Source organism: Streptomyces sp. NBC_00273 (genome assembly GCF_036178145.1).
Classification (GTDB): domain Bacteria; phylum Actinomycetota; class Actinomycetes; order Streptomycetales; family Streptomycetaceae; genus Streptomyces.
This window is the reverse complement of the sequence record NZ_CP108067.1, coordinates 7,572,819-7,586,319: the sequence shown is the minus strand read 5'-3', so window position 1 is coordinate 7,586,319 and position 13,501 is coordinate 7,572,819. Positions and strand designations below refer to the sequence as shown.

At 71.0% G+C, this 13,501-nt stretch carries 15 protein-coding genes; 1 reads left to right on the top strand and 14 read right to left on the bottom strand.

Going from position 1 to position 13,501, the window contains the following annotated elements; translation table 11 throughout:
* Positions 1-3 precede the first annotated feature (3 nt).
* The 11 genes from OG386_RS33945 to OG386_RS33895 all read right to left on the bottom strand — a co-directional run bounded on the left by OG386_RS33945 (position 4) and on the right by OG386_RS33895 (position 9,768).
* Complete coding sequence (locus OG386_RS33945; protein WP_327386391.1) at positions 4-558, bottom strand: adenine phosphoribosyltransferase; 555 nt, start codon at positions 556-558, stop codon at positions 4-6.
* Positions 555-1,610, bottom strand: coding sequence for a protein translocase subunit SecF (secF, locus tag OG386_RS33940; RefSeq protein ID WP_328791224.1), 1,056 nt, complete (start codon positions 1,608-1,610; stop codon positions 555-557). Before secF ends, OG386_RS33945 begins: the two co-directional genes overlap by 4 nt.
* Before the next feature lie 3 nt (positions 1,611-1,613).
* Positions 1,614-3,404: a protein translocase subunit SecD gene (secD, locus tag OG386_RS33935; protein ID WP_328791223.1), complete on the bottom strand. Its 1,791-nt coding sequence runs from the start codon at positions 3,402-3,404 to the stop codon at positions 1,614-1,616.
* Between the two features lie 153 nt (positions 3,405-3,557).
* Entirely contained in the window at positions 3,558-4,031 is a 474-nt protein-coding gene (yajC, locus tag OG386_RS33930) for a preprotein translocase subunit YajC (RefSeq protein WP_327386388.1), read from the bottom strand.
* 165 nt (positions 4,032-4,196) lie between these two features.
* Positions 4,197-5,270 (bottom strand): Holliday junction branch migration DNA helicase RuvB, encoded by a 1,074-nt coding sequence (gene ruvB / locus OG386_RS33925; protein WP_328791222.1) that lies wholly within the window; start codon positions 5,268-5,270, stop codon positions 4,197-4,199.
* Positions 5,271-5,423: 153 nt separating this feature from the next.
* Positions 5,424-6,056, bottom strand: coding sequence for a Holliday junction branch migration protein RuvA (gene ruvA / locus OG386_RS33920; RefSeq protein ID WP_328791221.1), 633 nt, complete (start codon positions 6,054-6,056; stop codon positions 5,424-5,426).
* A complete protein-coding gene (gene ruvC / locus OG386_RS33915; RefSeq protein ID WP_327388698.1) occupies positions 6,053-6,583 on the bottom strand; it encodes a crossover junction endodeoxyribonuclease RuvC in 531 nt (176 codons plus the stop codon). The genes ruvA and ruvC overlap by 4 nt, the downstream gene beginning before the upstream one ends.
* A 166-nt stretch (positions 6,584-6,749) precedes the next feature.
* Positions 6,750-7,502, bottom strand: a complete 753-nt coding sequence (locus OG386_RS33910) for a YebC/PmpR family DNA-binding transcriptional regulator (RefSeq protein WP_030010550.1) — start codon at positions 7,500-7,502, stop codon at positions 6,750-6,752.
* A gap of 57 nt (positions 7,503-7,559) precedes the next feature.
* Entirely contained in the window at positions 7,560-8,153 is a 594-nt protein-coding gene (pdxT, locus tag OG386_RS33905) for a pyridoxal 5'-phosphate synthase glutaminase subunit PdxT (RefSeq protein ID WP_328791220.1), read from the bottom strand.
* Between the two features lie 6 nt (positions 8,154-8,159).
* A complete protein-coding gene (pdxS, locus tag OG386_RS33900; RefSeq protein WP_030010552.1) occupies positions 8,160-9,077 on the bottom strand; it encodes a pyridoxal 5'-phosphate synthase lyase subunit PdxS in 918 nt (305 codons plus the stop codon).
* A 148-nt stretch (positions 9,078-9,225) separates the two neighbouring features.
* Positions 9,226-9,768 carry a hypothetical protein gene (locus OG386_RS33895; RefSeq protein ID WP_327734594.1) on the bottom strand — a complete coding sequence of 181 codons (543 nt, stop codon included), beginning with the start codon at positions 9,766-9,768 and terminating at the stop codon, positions 9,226-9,228.
* A 108-nt stretch (positions 9,769-9,876) separates the two neighbouring features.
* Here OG386_RS33895 and OG386_RS33890 point away from each other — a divergent pair, with 108 nt between their 5' ends.
* A complete protein-coding gene (locus OG386_RS33890; RefSeq protein WP_328791219.1) occupies positions 9,877-10,482 on the top strand; it encodes a hypothetical protein in 606 nt (201 codons plus the stop codon).
* Between the two features lie 4 nt (positions 10,483-10,486).
* Here the strand turns inward: OG386_RS33890 and OG386_RS33885 are convergent, their stop codons facing one another.
* Genes OG386_RS33885 through pgsA form a run of 3 tightly spaced genes read right to left on the bottom strand, consistent with a single transcriptional unit; the run spans position 10,487 to position 13,226 of the window.
* Complete coding sequence (locus tag OG386_RS33885) at positions 10,487-11,659, bottom strand: glycosyltransferase family 4 protein (protein ID WP_328791218.1); 1,173 nt, start codon at positions 11,657-11,659, stop codon at positions 10,487-10,489.
* Positions 11,659-12,561 carry a phosphatidylinositol mannoside acyltransferase gene (locus OG386_RS33880; RefSeq protein ID WP_328791217.1) on the bottom strand — a complete coding sequence of 301 codons (903 nt, stop codon included), beginning with the start codon at positions 12,559-12,561 and terminating at the stop codon, positions 11,659-11,661. The genes OG386_RS33885 and OG386_RS33880 overlap by 1 nt, the downstream gene beginning before the upstream one ends.
* A complete protein-coding gene (gene pgsA / locus OG386_RS33875; protein ID WP_150256610.1) occupies positions 12,561-13,226 on the bottom strand; it encodes a phosphatidylinositol phosphate synthase in 666 nt (221 codons plus the stop codon). The genes OG386_RS33880 and pgsA overlap by 1 nt, the downstream gene beginning before the upstream one ends.
* Positions 13,227-13,501 lie beyond the last annotated feature (275 nt).

The following is a 13,501-nucleotide window of genomic DNA, read 5'->3' as shown; positions in this document are numbered from 1 at the left end:
GGATCAGACCACGATCAGCGCGTCCAGCGGAGCCTCACCCAGCGTGGGCGCCAGCTTGGCCCGTCCCGGGAGGAACGAGAGTTCCATCAGGACCGCCACGCCCGCGACCTCCGCACCGGCCCGCCGGATCAGCGAGAGCGAGGCCTCGGCGGTACCGCCGGTGGCCAGCACGTCGTCGATGACCATGACCCGGTCACCGGCCGACAGGTCCTCGGCGTGGACCTCGATCTCCGCCGTGCCGTACTCCAGCTCGTACGACTGCGCGAGCGTCGCGCCCGGCAGCTTCCCGGCCTTGCGCACCGGGACGAAGCCGATGCCGGCCTGGACGGCGACCGGGGCCGCGAGGATGAACCCGCGCGCCTCCAGGCCGACGATCTTCGTCGCGCCGTACCGCCCGGCCAGCTCCACCAGCGCGTCCGTCAGGGCGGCGAACGCCTCGGGGTCCGCCAGCAGCGGGGTGATGTCCTTGAACATCACGCCCGGCTTCGGGTAGTCCGCCACGTCCTTGATCCGGCTGAGGAGCAGCTCCCGGGCGTCCTCGGACAGCGGCGCGGTCAACGCCGCCGCCCCGGCCGACCCTGCGCCACGACCTGCGGCTCGTCCTCGGCCTCGTAGCCCTCGTCCGGGGACTCGCCCTTGGCAGCCGCGGCCGCCCGCTTGGCGAGCACCCGCTTCTTGAGCGCCTTCATCGCCGGCTCGCGCTCCTTGAGGTCCACGACCAGCGGGGTCGCGATGAAGATCGAGGAGTACGCACCGGCCGCGAGGCCGACGAACAGCGACAGCGAGATGTCGTTCAGCATGCCGGCGCCCAGGAAGCCGCCGCCGATGAACAGCAGCGCGGCGACCGGGAGGAGCGCGACGACCGTGGTGTTGATCGAGCGGACCAGGGTGCCGTTGATGCTGCGGTTGGCGACCTCGCTGTACGTCCAGCGGGTCTGCTTGGTGATGTCCTTCGAGCCCTCCTTGAGACCGTCGAAGACGACGACGGTGTCGTAGAGGGAGTAGCCGAGGATCGTCAGCAGACCGATGACCGTGCCCGGCGTGACCTCGAAGCCGACGAGCGCGTACACGCCGACGGTGATGGTGAGGTCGTGGATCAGCGCGATCAGCGCCGCGACCGCCATCCGCCACTCGAAGGCGATGGCCAGGTAGATCACCACGAGGACCATGAAGACGCCGAGACCGGTCCAGGCCTTGTTCGCGATCTGCTCGCCCCAGCTGGGGCCGACCAGGTCGGCGTTGATGTCGGCCTCGCTGACCTTGAGGTCGGCGGCGAGGGCCTTCTTGACGTCGGTCGCGGCGGCGGTGTCCAGACCGGAGATCTGGATCCGCAGGCCGCCGGTGCCGAGCTCCTGGACGATCGCGTCGTGGCCCGAGGCCTTCTCCGCGACCTCCGTGGCCTTGGCCACGGAGAGGGAGGCCTTCGAGGTGGTGAAGACGGCACCACCCTTGAACTCGATGCCCATGTTGAGGCCCTGGACGGCCAGGGCGACGATCGCCGTGATGGTGATCAGGATGGACACGCCGTACCAGAGAAAGCGCTTGCCGACGAAGTCGTAGCCGACCTCACCGCGGTACAGCTTGGCGCCGAGATCTCCCAGCTTCGACATCTCTCACGCCTCCTTTGCGTCGACGGGGGCGGGGGCGGAACCGGTGCGGCGGGACCGGCGCAGCGGAGGCTTGGCGCCCAGCCGCTTCGGGTCCAGCCCGGACCACGGGTGACCGCTGGCGAAGAACTTCGTACGCGCCACCAGTGTCATGACGGGCTTGGTGAAGAGGAACACCACGACCACGTCGAGCAGGGTCGTAAGACCCAGTGTGAACGCGAAGCCCTGGACCTTGCCCACCGTGACGATGAACAGCACCGCGGCGGCCAGGAACGACACGAAGTCGGAGACCAGGATCGTGCGACGGGCACGCGGCCAGGCGCGCTCGACGGCCGGACGCAGGGTGCGGCCCTCGCGGATCTCGTCCCGGATGCGCTCGAAGTACACGATGAACGAGTCCGCCGTGATGCCGATCGCCACGATCGCACCGCAGACGGCCGGCAGGTTCAGCGCGAAGCCGATGCCCTTTCCGAGCAGCGACATGATCGTGTAGGTCAGGATCGCGGAGACCAGGAGGCTGACGATGGCGATGAACGCCAGGCCCCGGTAGTACACCAGCAGGTAGATCACCACGAGGAGCAGGCCGATGGCGCCGGCGATCAGGCCGGCCTTCAGCTGCTCGCCGCCGAGCGCGGCGGTGACCGTGGTGACGCTGTCCTCGCTGAAGGAGAGCGGCAGGGCGCCGTACGAGAGCATGTTGCCCAGGTCCTGCGCGGACTGCTGGGTGAAGCCGCCCGAGATCTCGGCGTTGCCACCGGTCAGCGCCTGGCTCACGGACGGGTCGGAGATGACCCGCCCGTCGAGCACGATCGCGAACTGGTTCTGCGGCATCTGCTTGGTGGCCAGCTCACCGGTGATCTTGGCGAACTTGTCGGCGCCCTTGTCGGTGAACTGCATGGTGACGATCCACTGGCCGCGCTGGGGGTCGATCTGCCCCTTGGCGTCCTTCACGTCCTGGCCGTTGACCTGGGCCGGGCCGAGGATCCACTTGCCCCAGGCGGTACCGCGCTGGCCGCAGGCGACCATCGGCTCCTCGGGCTTGGCGCCCGCACCGGCGGCGGCGCGCTGCGCCTCGTCGTTGCAGTCCAGCGCCGCGAACTTGGCCTGGAGGGCCGCTGCGGCGGCCTCGTCGCCGGTCGCCGGCGTGGAGGCGGAGGCGGAGGGCGACGGAGCCTTGGTGTCGTCTGCCTTCTTCGACTCGCTCGCCGAGGGCGAGGGAGTGGGCGCGGCCGGGGCCTTGAGGGCCTCACTGAGCGCGCGGCCCTGGGAAGTGGCGCTGGACGACGGGCTGGCGGAGGGGCTGGTCTTGCCGTCTCCGGCCTTGGGAGCCCCGGAGCCGCTCGCGGAGGGGTTCGGGCTCGGAGTGCCCTCGGGAGCGGCCGGGGAGCCGTCCGCGAAGGCGAGAACCGGGCGGAAGTACAGCTGGGCGGTGGTGCCGACCTGCTCGCGCGCCTGCTGCTCGTTCGTCCCCTTGGGGATGTTCACGATGATGTGGTCGCGACCCTGGGTCTGGACCTCCGCCTCGGACACGCCGAGACCGTTGACGCGGCGGTCGATGATGCCGACCGCCGTGTTCATGTTGGTCTCGTTGATGGCGCTCTCTTTGCCGGGCTCGCTCTTGGCCTTGAGCGTGATGCTCGTGCCACCGGCGAGGTCGATGCCCAGCCTGGGAGTCGTCTGCTTGGAGAGGAACATCCCCGCGGTGAGCGCCACCATCGCGATCAGGATGATCGCCAGGGCGCGCCCCGGCCTCCCCTGAGCCCCCGTGGGCCGCCGGCCCTTCTTCGGTGCTGCCACCTTGTCGTTTCTCCCTGTCCAACCGTCCCGCGCCGGGTCAGCGCGGGGACGGCCACGAAATGTGTGGTGGGGACCCCTGCCCCCCGCAGAAGTGTCACAGACGGGGACCGTGCCGGTCGCCGGTCGGGCGCCTCCACGGTCCCCCGCCGCGCGTTACTTCGCGCCGGCCTCGCCGTCGGACTTGCCGTCCTTGGGCTCGTCGTCGCCCTTGGGCGCGTCCTCGTCCTTCTTGCCCAGGTCGAGCTTGGGAGCCTCGTCCTCGTCCTTGGTGAGGTCCGCCTTCGGAGCCTCGGTCAGCGAGGAGGCGTCGTCCGGGACGACCGACGTGTCGGTCGCCTCGTCGTCGATGCCGTGGACGATGCGGTTGTACTCCGCGTCCTCCAGGACGGCGCCGATGGCGTTCTTCGCGAAGATCGCGTGCACGCCGGGGGCCAGCTCGAGAGTGACCGTGTCGTCACCGATCTCCTTCACCGTGGCGTACATGCCGCCGATGGTGCGGACGCCGGTGCCGGGCGTCATGTGGTCGCGCATCTGCGCGGCTGCCTGCTGCTTCTTCTTCGCGGAGCGGGTCATCAGGAACATCGCCCCGATGAGCACGATGAACGGGAGGAGTGTCACGAGATTCACGGGACGGAGATCCTTCGCACGACCGCACGCGGACGGCGGCCTTTTCTACGGGGGTGGGCACACCGACCCGAAGGGTCGGCATCGGCGGAGTCTAGGCGAGTCCGCACCGATGGAACAACGCCCAGCATGGCACCGCAGTTCCTGGGGGGTCGAACCTCCGCGCCGTCAGGCCCCGAACAAGCCCTGTTGTCCGCTTGATCCACTCCCGCCGTGCTGCGGCGGGACGAGTCCCAGGTGAGCCCATGCGGCAGGCGTCGCCACCCGCCCCCGGGGGGTACGCGCGAGCAGCCCCTCGCGGACCAGGAAGGGCTCCGCCACCTCCTCCACGGTCTCCCGCTCCTCACCGACGGCCACGGCGAGGGTGGACAGGCCCACGGGCCCGCCGCCGAAGAGCTTGAGCAGGGCTTCGAGAACGGCGCGATCCAGTCGGTCGAGGCCGCGCCCGTCCACCTCGTACACCTGGAGGGCGGTACCGGCCACCTCGCGGTTGATCACGCCGTCCGCCCGGACCTGGGCGTAGTCGCGGACGCGGCGCAGCAGCCGGTTGGCGATGCGCGGGGTACCGCGGGAGCGGCCGGCGATCTCGGCAGCGCCGGCGGTGTCGATCTCCACGTCGAGGAGGCGGGCGGAGCGGTGGATGACGCGTTCCAGCTCCTCGGGGGCGTAGAACTCCATGTGCCCGGTGAAGCCGAAGCGGTCCCGCAGCGGCGGGGGCAGCAGTCCGGCCCGGGTGGTGGCGCCGACCAGGGTGAAGGGCGGCAGCTCCAGCGGGATCGCGGTGGCCCCGGGCCCCTTGCCGACGATCACGTCGACGCGGAAGTCCTCCATGGCCATGTAGAGCATCTCCTCGGCGGGCCGGGACATGCGGTGGATCTCGTCGAGGAAGAGGACCTCGCCCTCCTGGAGGGAGGAGAGGATCGCCGCCAGGTCGCCCGCGTGCTGGATGGCGGGGCCGGAGGTGATGCGGATGGGCGCGCCCATCTCGGCCGCGATGATCATGGACAGGGTGGTCTTGCCGAGGCCGGGCGCGCCGGAGAGCAGGACGTGGTCGGCGGTGGCTCCGCGCTGGCGGGCCGCCTTGAGGACGAGGTCCAGCTGCTGGCGGACCTTCTCCTGGCCGACGAACTCGCCGAGGTCCTTGGGGCGCAGCGCCGCCTCGACGGCGGTGTCCTCGCCGTCGGCCGAGGCCGCGACGAGTCGCTCGCTCTCGTCTGCGTTGGTCTCGTCGTCCCAGTTCACGCTGTCAGTCTGCCTTCTCGGTTCGTACGGTGGTCGGTCGCCTGCGGGCCGGTCCCTGCGGGGCTTTCCCCCACCCCGCCCTTTCGCCGTTTCCCGGGCGCCGCCCGGACCCGCTCCTCGATCACCGGAGGGGCTGAACGCGGCGGCGCGCGGCTAGCGGGCCCGGTTCAGGGACTGGAGGGCCGCCCGCAGGAGCTGCGGAACGGGGGCCGAACCGCCGGCGGCGATGGCGGCCTCGGCCTGCGGCGTCACCGCCGCGACCGCGTCCTCCGCCTCGCGCGAGGCGTAGCCGAGGCCGATCAGGGCGGCGGAGAGCTGCTCGGTCCAGGGGGCGGGCCCGGTGGCCGCGGCGCGCTGCGCGCCCACGAGGCCGCTGCTGCCCAGCGGGGCCCCCAGCTTGCCCTTCAGTTCGAGGAGCAGCTTCTGGGCGCCCTTCTTGCCGATGCCCGGCACCGCCACGAGCGCCTTCTCGTCGCCGGTGGAGACGGCCAGGCGCAGCGCGTCGGGGCTGTGCACGCCGAGCATCGCCTGGGCGAGCCTCGGTCCGACCCCGCTGGCGGTCTGCAGGATCTCGAAGACCTGGCGCTCGTCGTCGTCGGCGAAGCCGTACAGGGTGAGGGAGTCCTCGCGGACGACGAGCGAGGTGGCCAGCCGGGCCTGCTCCCCCAGGCGCAGGCCGGAGATGGTGGTGGGCGTGCACTGCACGGCCATGCCCACTCCCCCGACCTCGATCACGGCAAGGGTGGGGGCGAGTGCGGCGACCGGGCCGCTGACGAAGGCGATCATCGGGTACGGCCTTTCGAGGCGTGCAGGGCGACCGCCTGCTGGAGGCGGTTCTGGGCGGGGGCCCGCCAGATGTGGCAGATGGCGAGGGCGAGGGCGTCGGCGGCGTCCGCCGGTTTGGGTGGCGCGTCCAGCCTCAGTAGCCGGGTGACCATCGCGCCGACCTGGGCCTTGTCGGCCCGGCCGGTGCCGGTGACGGCGGCCTTGACCTCGCTGGGGGTGTGCAGGGCGACCGGTATTCCGCGGCGGGCGGCGCACAGCATCGCGACGGCGCTCGCCTGGGCGGTGCCCATCACGGTGCTGACGTTGTGCTGGCTGAACACCCGCTCCACGGCGACGACTTCGGGCCGGTGCGCGTCGAGCCATTCCTCGATGCCCTGCTCGATGGCGACGAGCCGGTGGCCCAACTCGGCGTCCGCGGGCGTCCGTACGACTCCCACGCCGAGCATGGTCAGCGGCCGTCCGGCCACACCCTCGACGACGCCGACACCGCACCGCGTCAGCCCCGGGTCAACACCCAGCACTCGCACCACCGCCACCTCCTCCTTCGCGCAGGTGTGCAGGCTACCGGCCGCCTCTGACAGCGGCACCGACCGCACGGACCGACCCGCCGGGCCGGGGGGCGTCGAGGGCGTCGGGGACGGAAACGACGGTGGGCCGACGGGGTGTCCCCGTCGGCCCACCGTTGACGTTCGGTCAGGCGTCGACCTTCTCCATGACTTCGTCCGAGACGTCGAAGTTGGCGAAGACGTTCTGCACGTCGTCGCTGTCCTCCAGCGCGTCGATCAGCTTGAAGATCTTGCGCGCGCCTTCTTCGTCCAGCTCGACCTGCATGGTCGGCAGGAAGTTGGAGTCGGCCGAGTCGTAGTCGATGCCGGCCGCCTGGAGCGCGGTACGGACCGCGACCATGTCGGTGGCCTCGCTGATGATCTCGAAGCTGTCGCCGAGGTCGTTGACCTCTTCGGCACCCGCGTCGAGCACCGTCTCCAGGACGTCGTCCTCGGAGAGCTCGCCCTTGGGCAGCAGGACGACACCCTTACGGTTGAACAGGTACGAGACCGAGCCCGGGTCGGCCATCGAACCGCCGTTGCGGGTCATGGCGACACGCACGTCGGACGCGGCACGGTTGCGGTTGTCGGTGAGGCACTCGATGAGCACCGCGACGCCGTTCGGACCGTAGCCTTCGTACATGATCGTCTCGTAGTCGGCGCCGCCGGCCTCAAGACCACCGCCGCGCTTGACCGCGGAGTCGATGTTCTTGTTCGGGACCGAGCTCTTCTTCGCCTTCTGGATGGCGTCGAAGAGCGTCGGGTTGCCGTCGATGTCGGCGCCGCCCATACGGGCCGCGACCTCGATGTTCTTGATCAGCTTCGCGAAGAGCTTGCCGCGCTTGGCATCGATCACGGCCTTCTTGTGCTTCGTCGTAGCCCATTTAGAGTGGCCGGACATCCGCCTGTCTCCTTCGCGTAACCAACAGTGTTCGTCTCCGATCCTACCGGGAGCCCGTCACAGCCCCGCGCGCACCATGTCGACGAAGTACGCGTGAACGCGGTCGTCTCCGGTCAGTTCGGGGTGGAACGAGGTCGCCAGGACGTTGCCCTGACGCACGGCGACCGTGTGGCCGTCGTACGTGGCGAGCACCTCGGCGGCGGCGCCGACGGACTCGACCCAGGGCGCGCGGATGAAGACGCCCTCGACGGGACCGCCCGCTATGCCCGCGAAGTCGATCTTCGCTTCGAAGGACTCGTTCTGGCGGCCGAACGCGTTGCGGCGGACGATCATGTCGATGCCGCCCAGGGTCTCCTGGTCCTCACGGCCGTCCAGGAGCTTGTCCGCGAGCATGATCATGCCGGCGCAGGTGCCGTACACGGGCATGCCGGCCGCCACGCGCTCGCGCAGCGGCTCCAGCATGCCGAACAGCACGGCGAGCTTCGACATGGTGGTGGACTCGCCGCCGGGGATCACCAGGGCGTCGACCTCGGCGAGCTCCTCGGGACGCCGGACCGGCCTGGCCACGGCGTCCGCCGCGGCCAGGGCGATCAGGTGTTCCCGTACGTCGCCCTGGAGAGCCAGGACACCGACCACGGGGGTGTTCGTCATGACCGATTACCAGCCGCGGTTGGCGTAGCGCTCGGACTCGGGGAGGGTGTCGCAGTTGATGCCGACCATGGCCTCGCCCAGGTTGCGGGAGGCGTCCGCGATGATCTTCGGGTCGTCGTAGAAGGTGGTGGCCTTCACGATGGCGGCGGCGCGCTTGGCCGGGTCGCCCGACTTGAAGATGCCGGAGCCGACGAAGACGCCCTCGGCGCCGAGCTGGCGCATCAGCGCGGCGTCGGCCGGGGTGGCGACGCCACCGGCGGAGAACAGCACGACCGGGAGCTTGCCGAGCTCGGCAACTTCCTTGACGAGCTCGTACGGGGCGCGCAGCTCCTTGGCGGCGGCGAACAGCTCGTTGTTGTCGTAGCCGCGCAGGCGGGCGATCTCGTTCTTGATCTGGCGCAGGTGGCGGACGGCCTCGACGACGTTGCCGGTGCCGGCCTCGCCCTTCGAGCGGATCATGGCCGCGCCCTCGGCGATGCGGCGCAGGGCCTCGCCCAGGTTGGTGGCGCCACAGACGAAGGGGGTGGTGAACGCCCACTTGTCGGAGTGGTTGACCTCGTCGGCCGGGGTCAGGACCTCGGACTCGTCGATGTAGTCGACGCCGAGGGACTGCAGGACCTGGGCCTCGACGAAGTGGCCGATGCGGGACTTGGCCATGACCGGGATCGAGACGGCCTCGATGATCTCTTCGATCATGTTCGGGTCGGACATGCGCGCGACGCCGCCGTCCTTGCGGATGTCGGCCGGGACCCGCTCCAGAGCCATGACGGCCACGGCGCCGGCGTCCTCGGCGATCTTCGCCTGCTCGGCGTTGACCACGTCCATGATCACGCCGCCCTTCAGCTGCTCGGCCATGCCGCGCTTGACACGCGAGGTGCCGATCGCCGACTCGGCGGACTGGGGGGAGGTGGGAAGCGTGCTCACGGATTGACCTCACTCGAAAGGAAGACGGGGTTCTGCTCGTACTACTCGGCTGAGGAAACCCCAGAGGATCAGTCCACTACAAGGGCCAATGTGGAGCCTGTGGCTCCTTGATTTGTCCCTCGCGGCCCTTGGAAGCCCCCAGGGGTGTCTAGGCCGGCCGTTCTGCAAGATCCACCGGGGGCTCGTCGTCCATTTCGAAGGCGAGCGGGAACGGCGCGTGCCCCGCCAGTCTGAACCAGCGGACCTTGCGGTGCCGGCGCAGCGCGCGGGCGGCCCGTACCGAGTCGTTGAGGAACCGCCGCGCCATCGGAACCCGGCGGACGGCCGCCGCCAACTCCTCCGTGGCCTCGGCCCCACCGGGGGCCGCCTTGAGCACGTCGACCTGGTCGGCATCGGCGAAGACCGCCCGCAGCGCCTGGCTGAGCTCGCTCTCGGCCACCTCGCGGTGGTCCTCCTCGGCCTGCCGGGCGGCGTGCGCGGCCTCGTAGAGCACCAGGGAGGAGGCGGGGTCGAGCACCCCGGAGGTGGCGACCTCCAGCACGACGGAAGCCCGCCGCACGAGCTGCGCGTCGAGCGCGGCCCGCGCGGCGTCCATCCGCGAGTGCAGCCGGTCGAGCCGGCCGGCGGTCCAGCTGAGGTAGACCCCGATGACTCCGAGAGCCAGGGCGATCCAGACAAGGGTTTCGATCACGCTGCGCGACCCTACCGCTCCACGCGCCCCCGACCCCCATCGCCCCTGGCCCGGGCCGCCCCCGGACCGTAGGGTTCATGATCCAAACCTATCGGGGGGACAAGATTCATGAGATCGCACCGCAGATCGTCGGCACGCGCAGTGCTGGCGGTGGCCGCCGCCCTCGTGGCCGGCGCCCTGGTGGCCGGTGCCCTGGCCGCTTGCCTCTGGGGCGGTTCGGACGGCGGTCTCGTCGTCCTGGGCAAGGTCCGCGGCCACTTCGTCACGACGTGCTGGCTCGCACTGACCGCCCTGATCGCGGCGGCCCTGCTGGGAGTGCGGAAACCGGCGACGCGCCTCGCCGTCGCCCTCCCGTTGGCCGTGCTCGGCGTCCCGGTCCTGATCATCGCCAGCTTGTTGGCCCTGCTGACGGGCGACGACGTACGGACGCAGGACCTGGCGTCCCCCGACCGGGACGACCGTCGGCTGGTCATCGAGCAGGGGCTGGCCGGGATCGACCCGGTGTGGACGGTGTACGTCCACCAGGGCAGCGGGCTCCTGGAGCGCCGCTGGACCGTCGGCTCCTTCAACGGCGACGCCCCGTACTACGCACTGCTCGAGACCGTGTGGACGGCCCCCGACCGGATCCGCATGACCACCGGTGGCGGGGAGGTCCACGAGGTGACCGTCACCCCCGGCGGGCGGCCCGACCGGACCGTCTCCGCCGGGTGGTGAACCCTCAGGAGGACGTGGTGTCCTTCGAGAAGCCCAAGCGGGTGCGCAGGGGGACGCGTTCGTCCGCGGCCACCGCCGCGGCGCCGTCCGTCACCGTTTCGTAGACGGCCAGGATGTCCGCGCCGACCGTGGACCAGTCGAAGCGGCGCACGTGCGCCGAGCCGCGGGCGCTGAGCTCGGCCCGGCGCTCCGGGTCCCGCAGCAGGCTGATCGCCGCCGTCGCCAGCGCGTCGGCGTTCTCGTTGGCGAAGAGGTCGCCCGCCCCGCCCTGGTCCAGGACCTGGGCGAAGGCGTCCAGGTCCGACGCGAGCACGGCCGCGCCCGCCGACAGGGCCTCCACCAGGATGATGCCGAAGCTCTCGCCGCCGGTGTTGGGGGCGACGTACACGTCCACGCTGCGCAGCAGCCGCGCCTTGTCCTCGTCCGAGACCATGCCGAGGAACTCGACGCGGGAGCGGAGGTCCGCCGGGAGGGAGGCCACCGCCTCCTCCTCGTCGCCGCGGCCCGCCACCAGCAGGCGTACGTCCGGGCAGGCCTCCACGATCTTCGGGAAGGCCGCCATCAGCACCGGCAGGCCCTTGCGGGGCTCGTCGATCCGGCCGATGAAGCCCAGGGTCTGACCGGACCAGTCGGGGTTGGCCTCGGCCTTGGCGAAGAAGTCCACGTCGACGCCGTTGGGGATGACGACCGCGTCGCCGCCCAGGTGCTCCACCAGCGTGCGGCGCGCGTACTCGCTCACCGCGATCCGCGCGTTGATCTTCTCCAGGGCCGGCTGCAGGATCGGGTACGCCGCGATCATCGCCCGGGACCGGGGGTTCGAGGTGTGGAAGGTCGCCACGATCGGCCCCTGCGCCGCCCAGCAGGACAGCAGCCCCAGCGAGGGCGAGGCCGGCTCGTGGATGTGGATCACGTCGAAGGTGCCGTCGTGGAGCCAGCGCCGGACCCGGGCCGCCGACAGGAAGCCGAAGTTCAGCCGGGCCACCGAGCCGTTGTACGGGACCGGCACCGCCCGTCCGGCCGAGACCACGTAAGGCGGCAGCGGGGTCTCGTCGTCCGCCGGGGCGAGCACCGACACCTCGTGGCCGAGGCGGATCAGGTGCTCCGCCAGGTCCCGGATGTGGAACTGGACGCCGCCCGGCACGTCCCACGAGTACGGGCACACGATGCCGATCTTCACTACGGGCGCTCCTCCAGGTCGTCCAGCCACAGCCGCTGCAGCATGTGCCAGTCCTCCGGGTGCTCGGCGATGCCCCACGCGAAGGCGTCCGCCAGCGCCTGGGTCATGCGGGTGGTCTTCTCGGTCCGGGTCCCGGTCTTCGGCACCTCCACCTCGGGGTGGATCCGGCCGTAGAGCTTCGGCGTGTCGCCGTAGTGCAGGGTCGCCGGCAGCAGCACCGCACCGGTCTGCTGGGCCAGCAGCGCCGGTCCGGCCGGCATGCGCGCCGTGGCGCCGAAGAAGTCCACCTCGACCCCGGAGGCCGACAGGTCCCGGTCCGCGACCAAGCAGACCAGGCCGCCGGAGCGCAGTCGCCGGGCGAGGGTGCCGAAGGCGGCGCCGCCGCTGTGCGGCAGGACCTCCATGCCCAGGCTCTCCCGGTAGGCCACGAAGCGGTCGTAGAGGGTCTCGGGCTTCAGCCGCTCGGCGACCGTGGTGAAGGGCGCCCCCATGTGACCGATGGCCCAGGCCCCGGCGAGGTCCCAGTTGGCGAGGTGCGGCAGGGCCACGATCACGCCGCGCCCGGAGTCGAGGGCCTCGCGCAGCAGGTGCTCGTCCCGGAACTCGACGTCGGTGCTGAAGCGCTTCGGGTCCATGGTCGGCAGCCGGAAGGACTCCATCCAGTACCGCATGTACGAGCGCATGCCCGCCTGCGACAGCTCGCGCAGCCGCTCCGGGCCGGCGTCGGGCACCACCCGGGCCAGGTTCGACTCCAGCCGCAGCACGCTCTTGCCGCGCCGCTTCCACGCGAAGTCGGCGATGCGCCGGCCCAGGGCCACGGCGGCCGGTTCGGGCAGCTTCTTGACCCCGGCCCAGCCGAGTCCGTACAGCGAGTCGACCAGCTTGTCCTGTATGGCGCCCATCAGGCCGCGCCGCCCTCGGCGGCCGAGGCCGCCGCGTCGGCCTCGGCCGACTCGCGGCGTACGGTGACCACCCGCTGGATCAGGGTGACGAGCGAGCCCACCGCCACGATCCACAGCGCGATCGGCAGCAGCACACCGATCCAGGACGGCACACCGAAGGTCTGCAGCCCGGACAGGCCCGCCGCGACCAGCGAGATCACCAGTCGCTCGGCCCGCTCGATGAGCCCGTTGACGGCCACCGGCAGCCCGATCGACTCGCCGCGCGCCTTGGTGTACGAGACCACCTGGCCGCTGGCCAGACAGAAGATCGCCACCGCACACAGTGCGTTGTCGTTCCCGTTGCCCGCGTACCAGAGCGCGAGGCCGCCGAAGATCGCCGCGTCCGCCACCCGGTCGAGGGTGGAGTCGAGGAAGGCTCCCCACCGGCTGGAGATGCCGGCCTGGCGGGCCATGTTCCCGTCCACCAGGTCGGAGAAGACGAAGAGGGTGATGGTGATGGTGCCCCAGAAGAACTCGCCGCGGGGGAAGAACCACAGCGCTCCGGCCACCACTCCGGCCGTGCCGATCAGGGTGACCGCGTCCGGGCTCACCCCCCGCCGGAGCAGAAATGCGGCGAATGGCGTGAGAACACGCGTGAAGAATGCACGCGCGTACTTGTTCAGCATGGCCTTCCCAGAGGGTCGCTGGGCCGCACGGCCACCACGGCCACCGGCTGGCCCATCGTAGCCAGCACGCCACCGCGCGAACGCCGCGCACCCACCGGTTCGTGTCACGTAAGACGTACTTCACGCCGTGGACCGCCCCCGGTGGGCCCCGGGGGCGTCCCCGGTACGACGTATGGACGGGATGTGACAGCAGTGCAAAGCTCGAAGAATCCCGCGTTCCTCCTCCGCGGAGGCGACCGGGACACCCGATCCGGACACCGATCCCACACCACCCG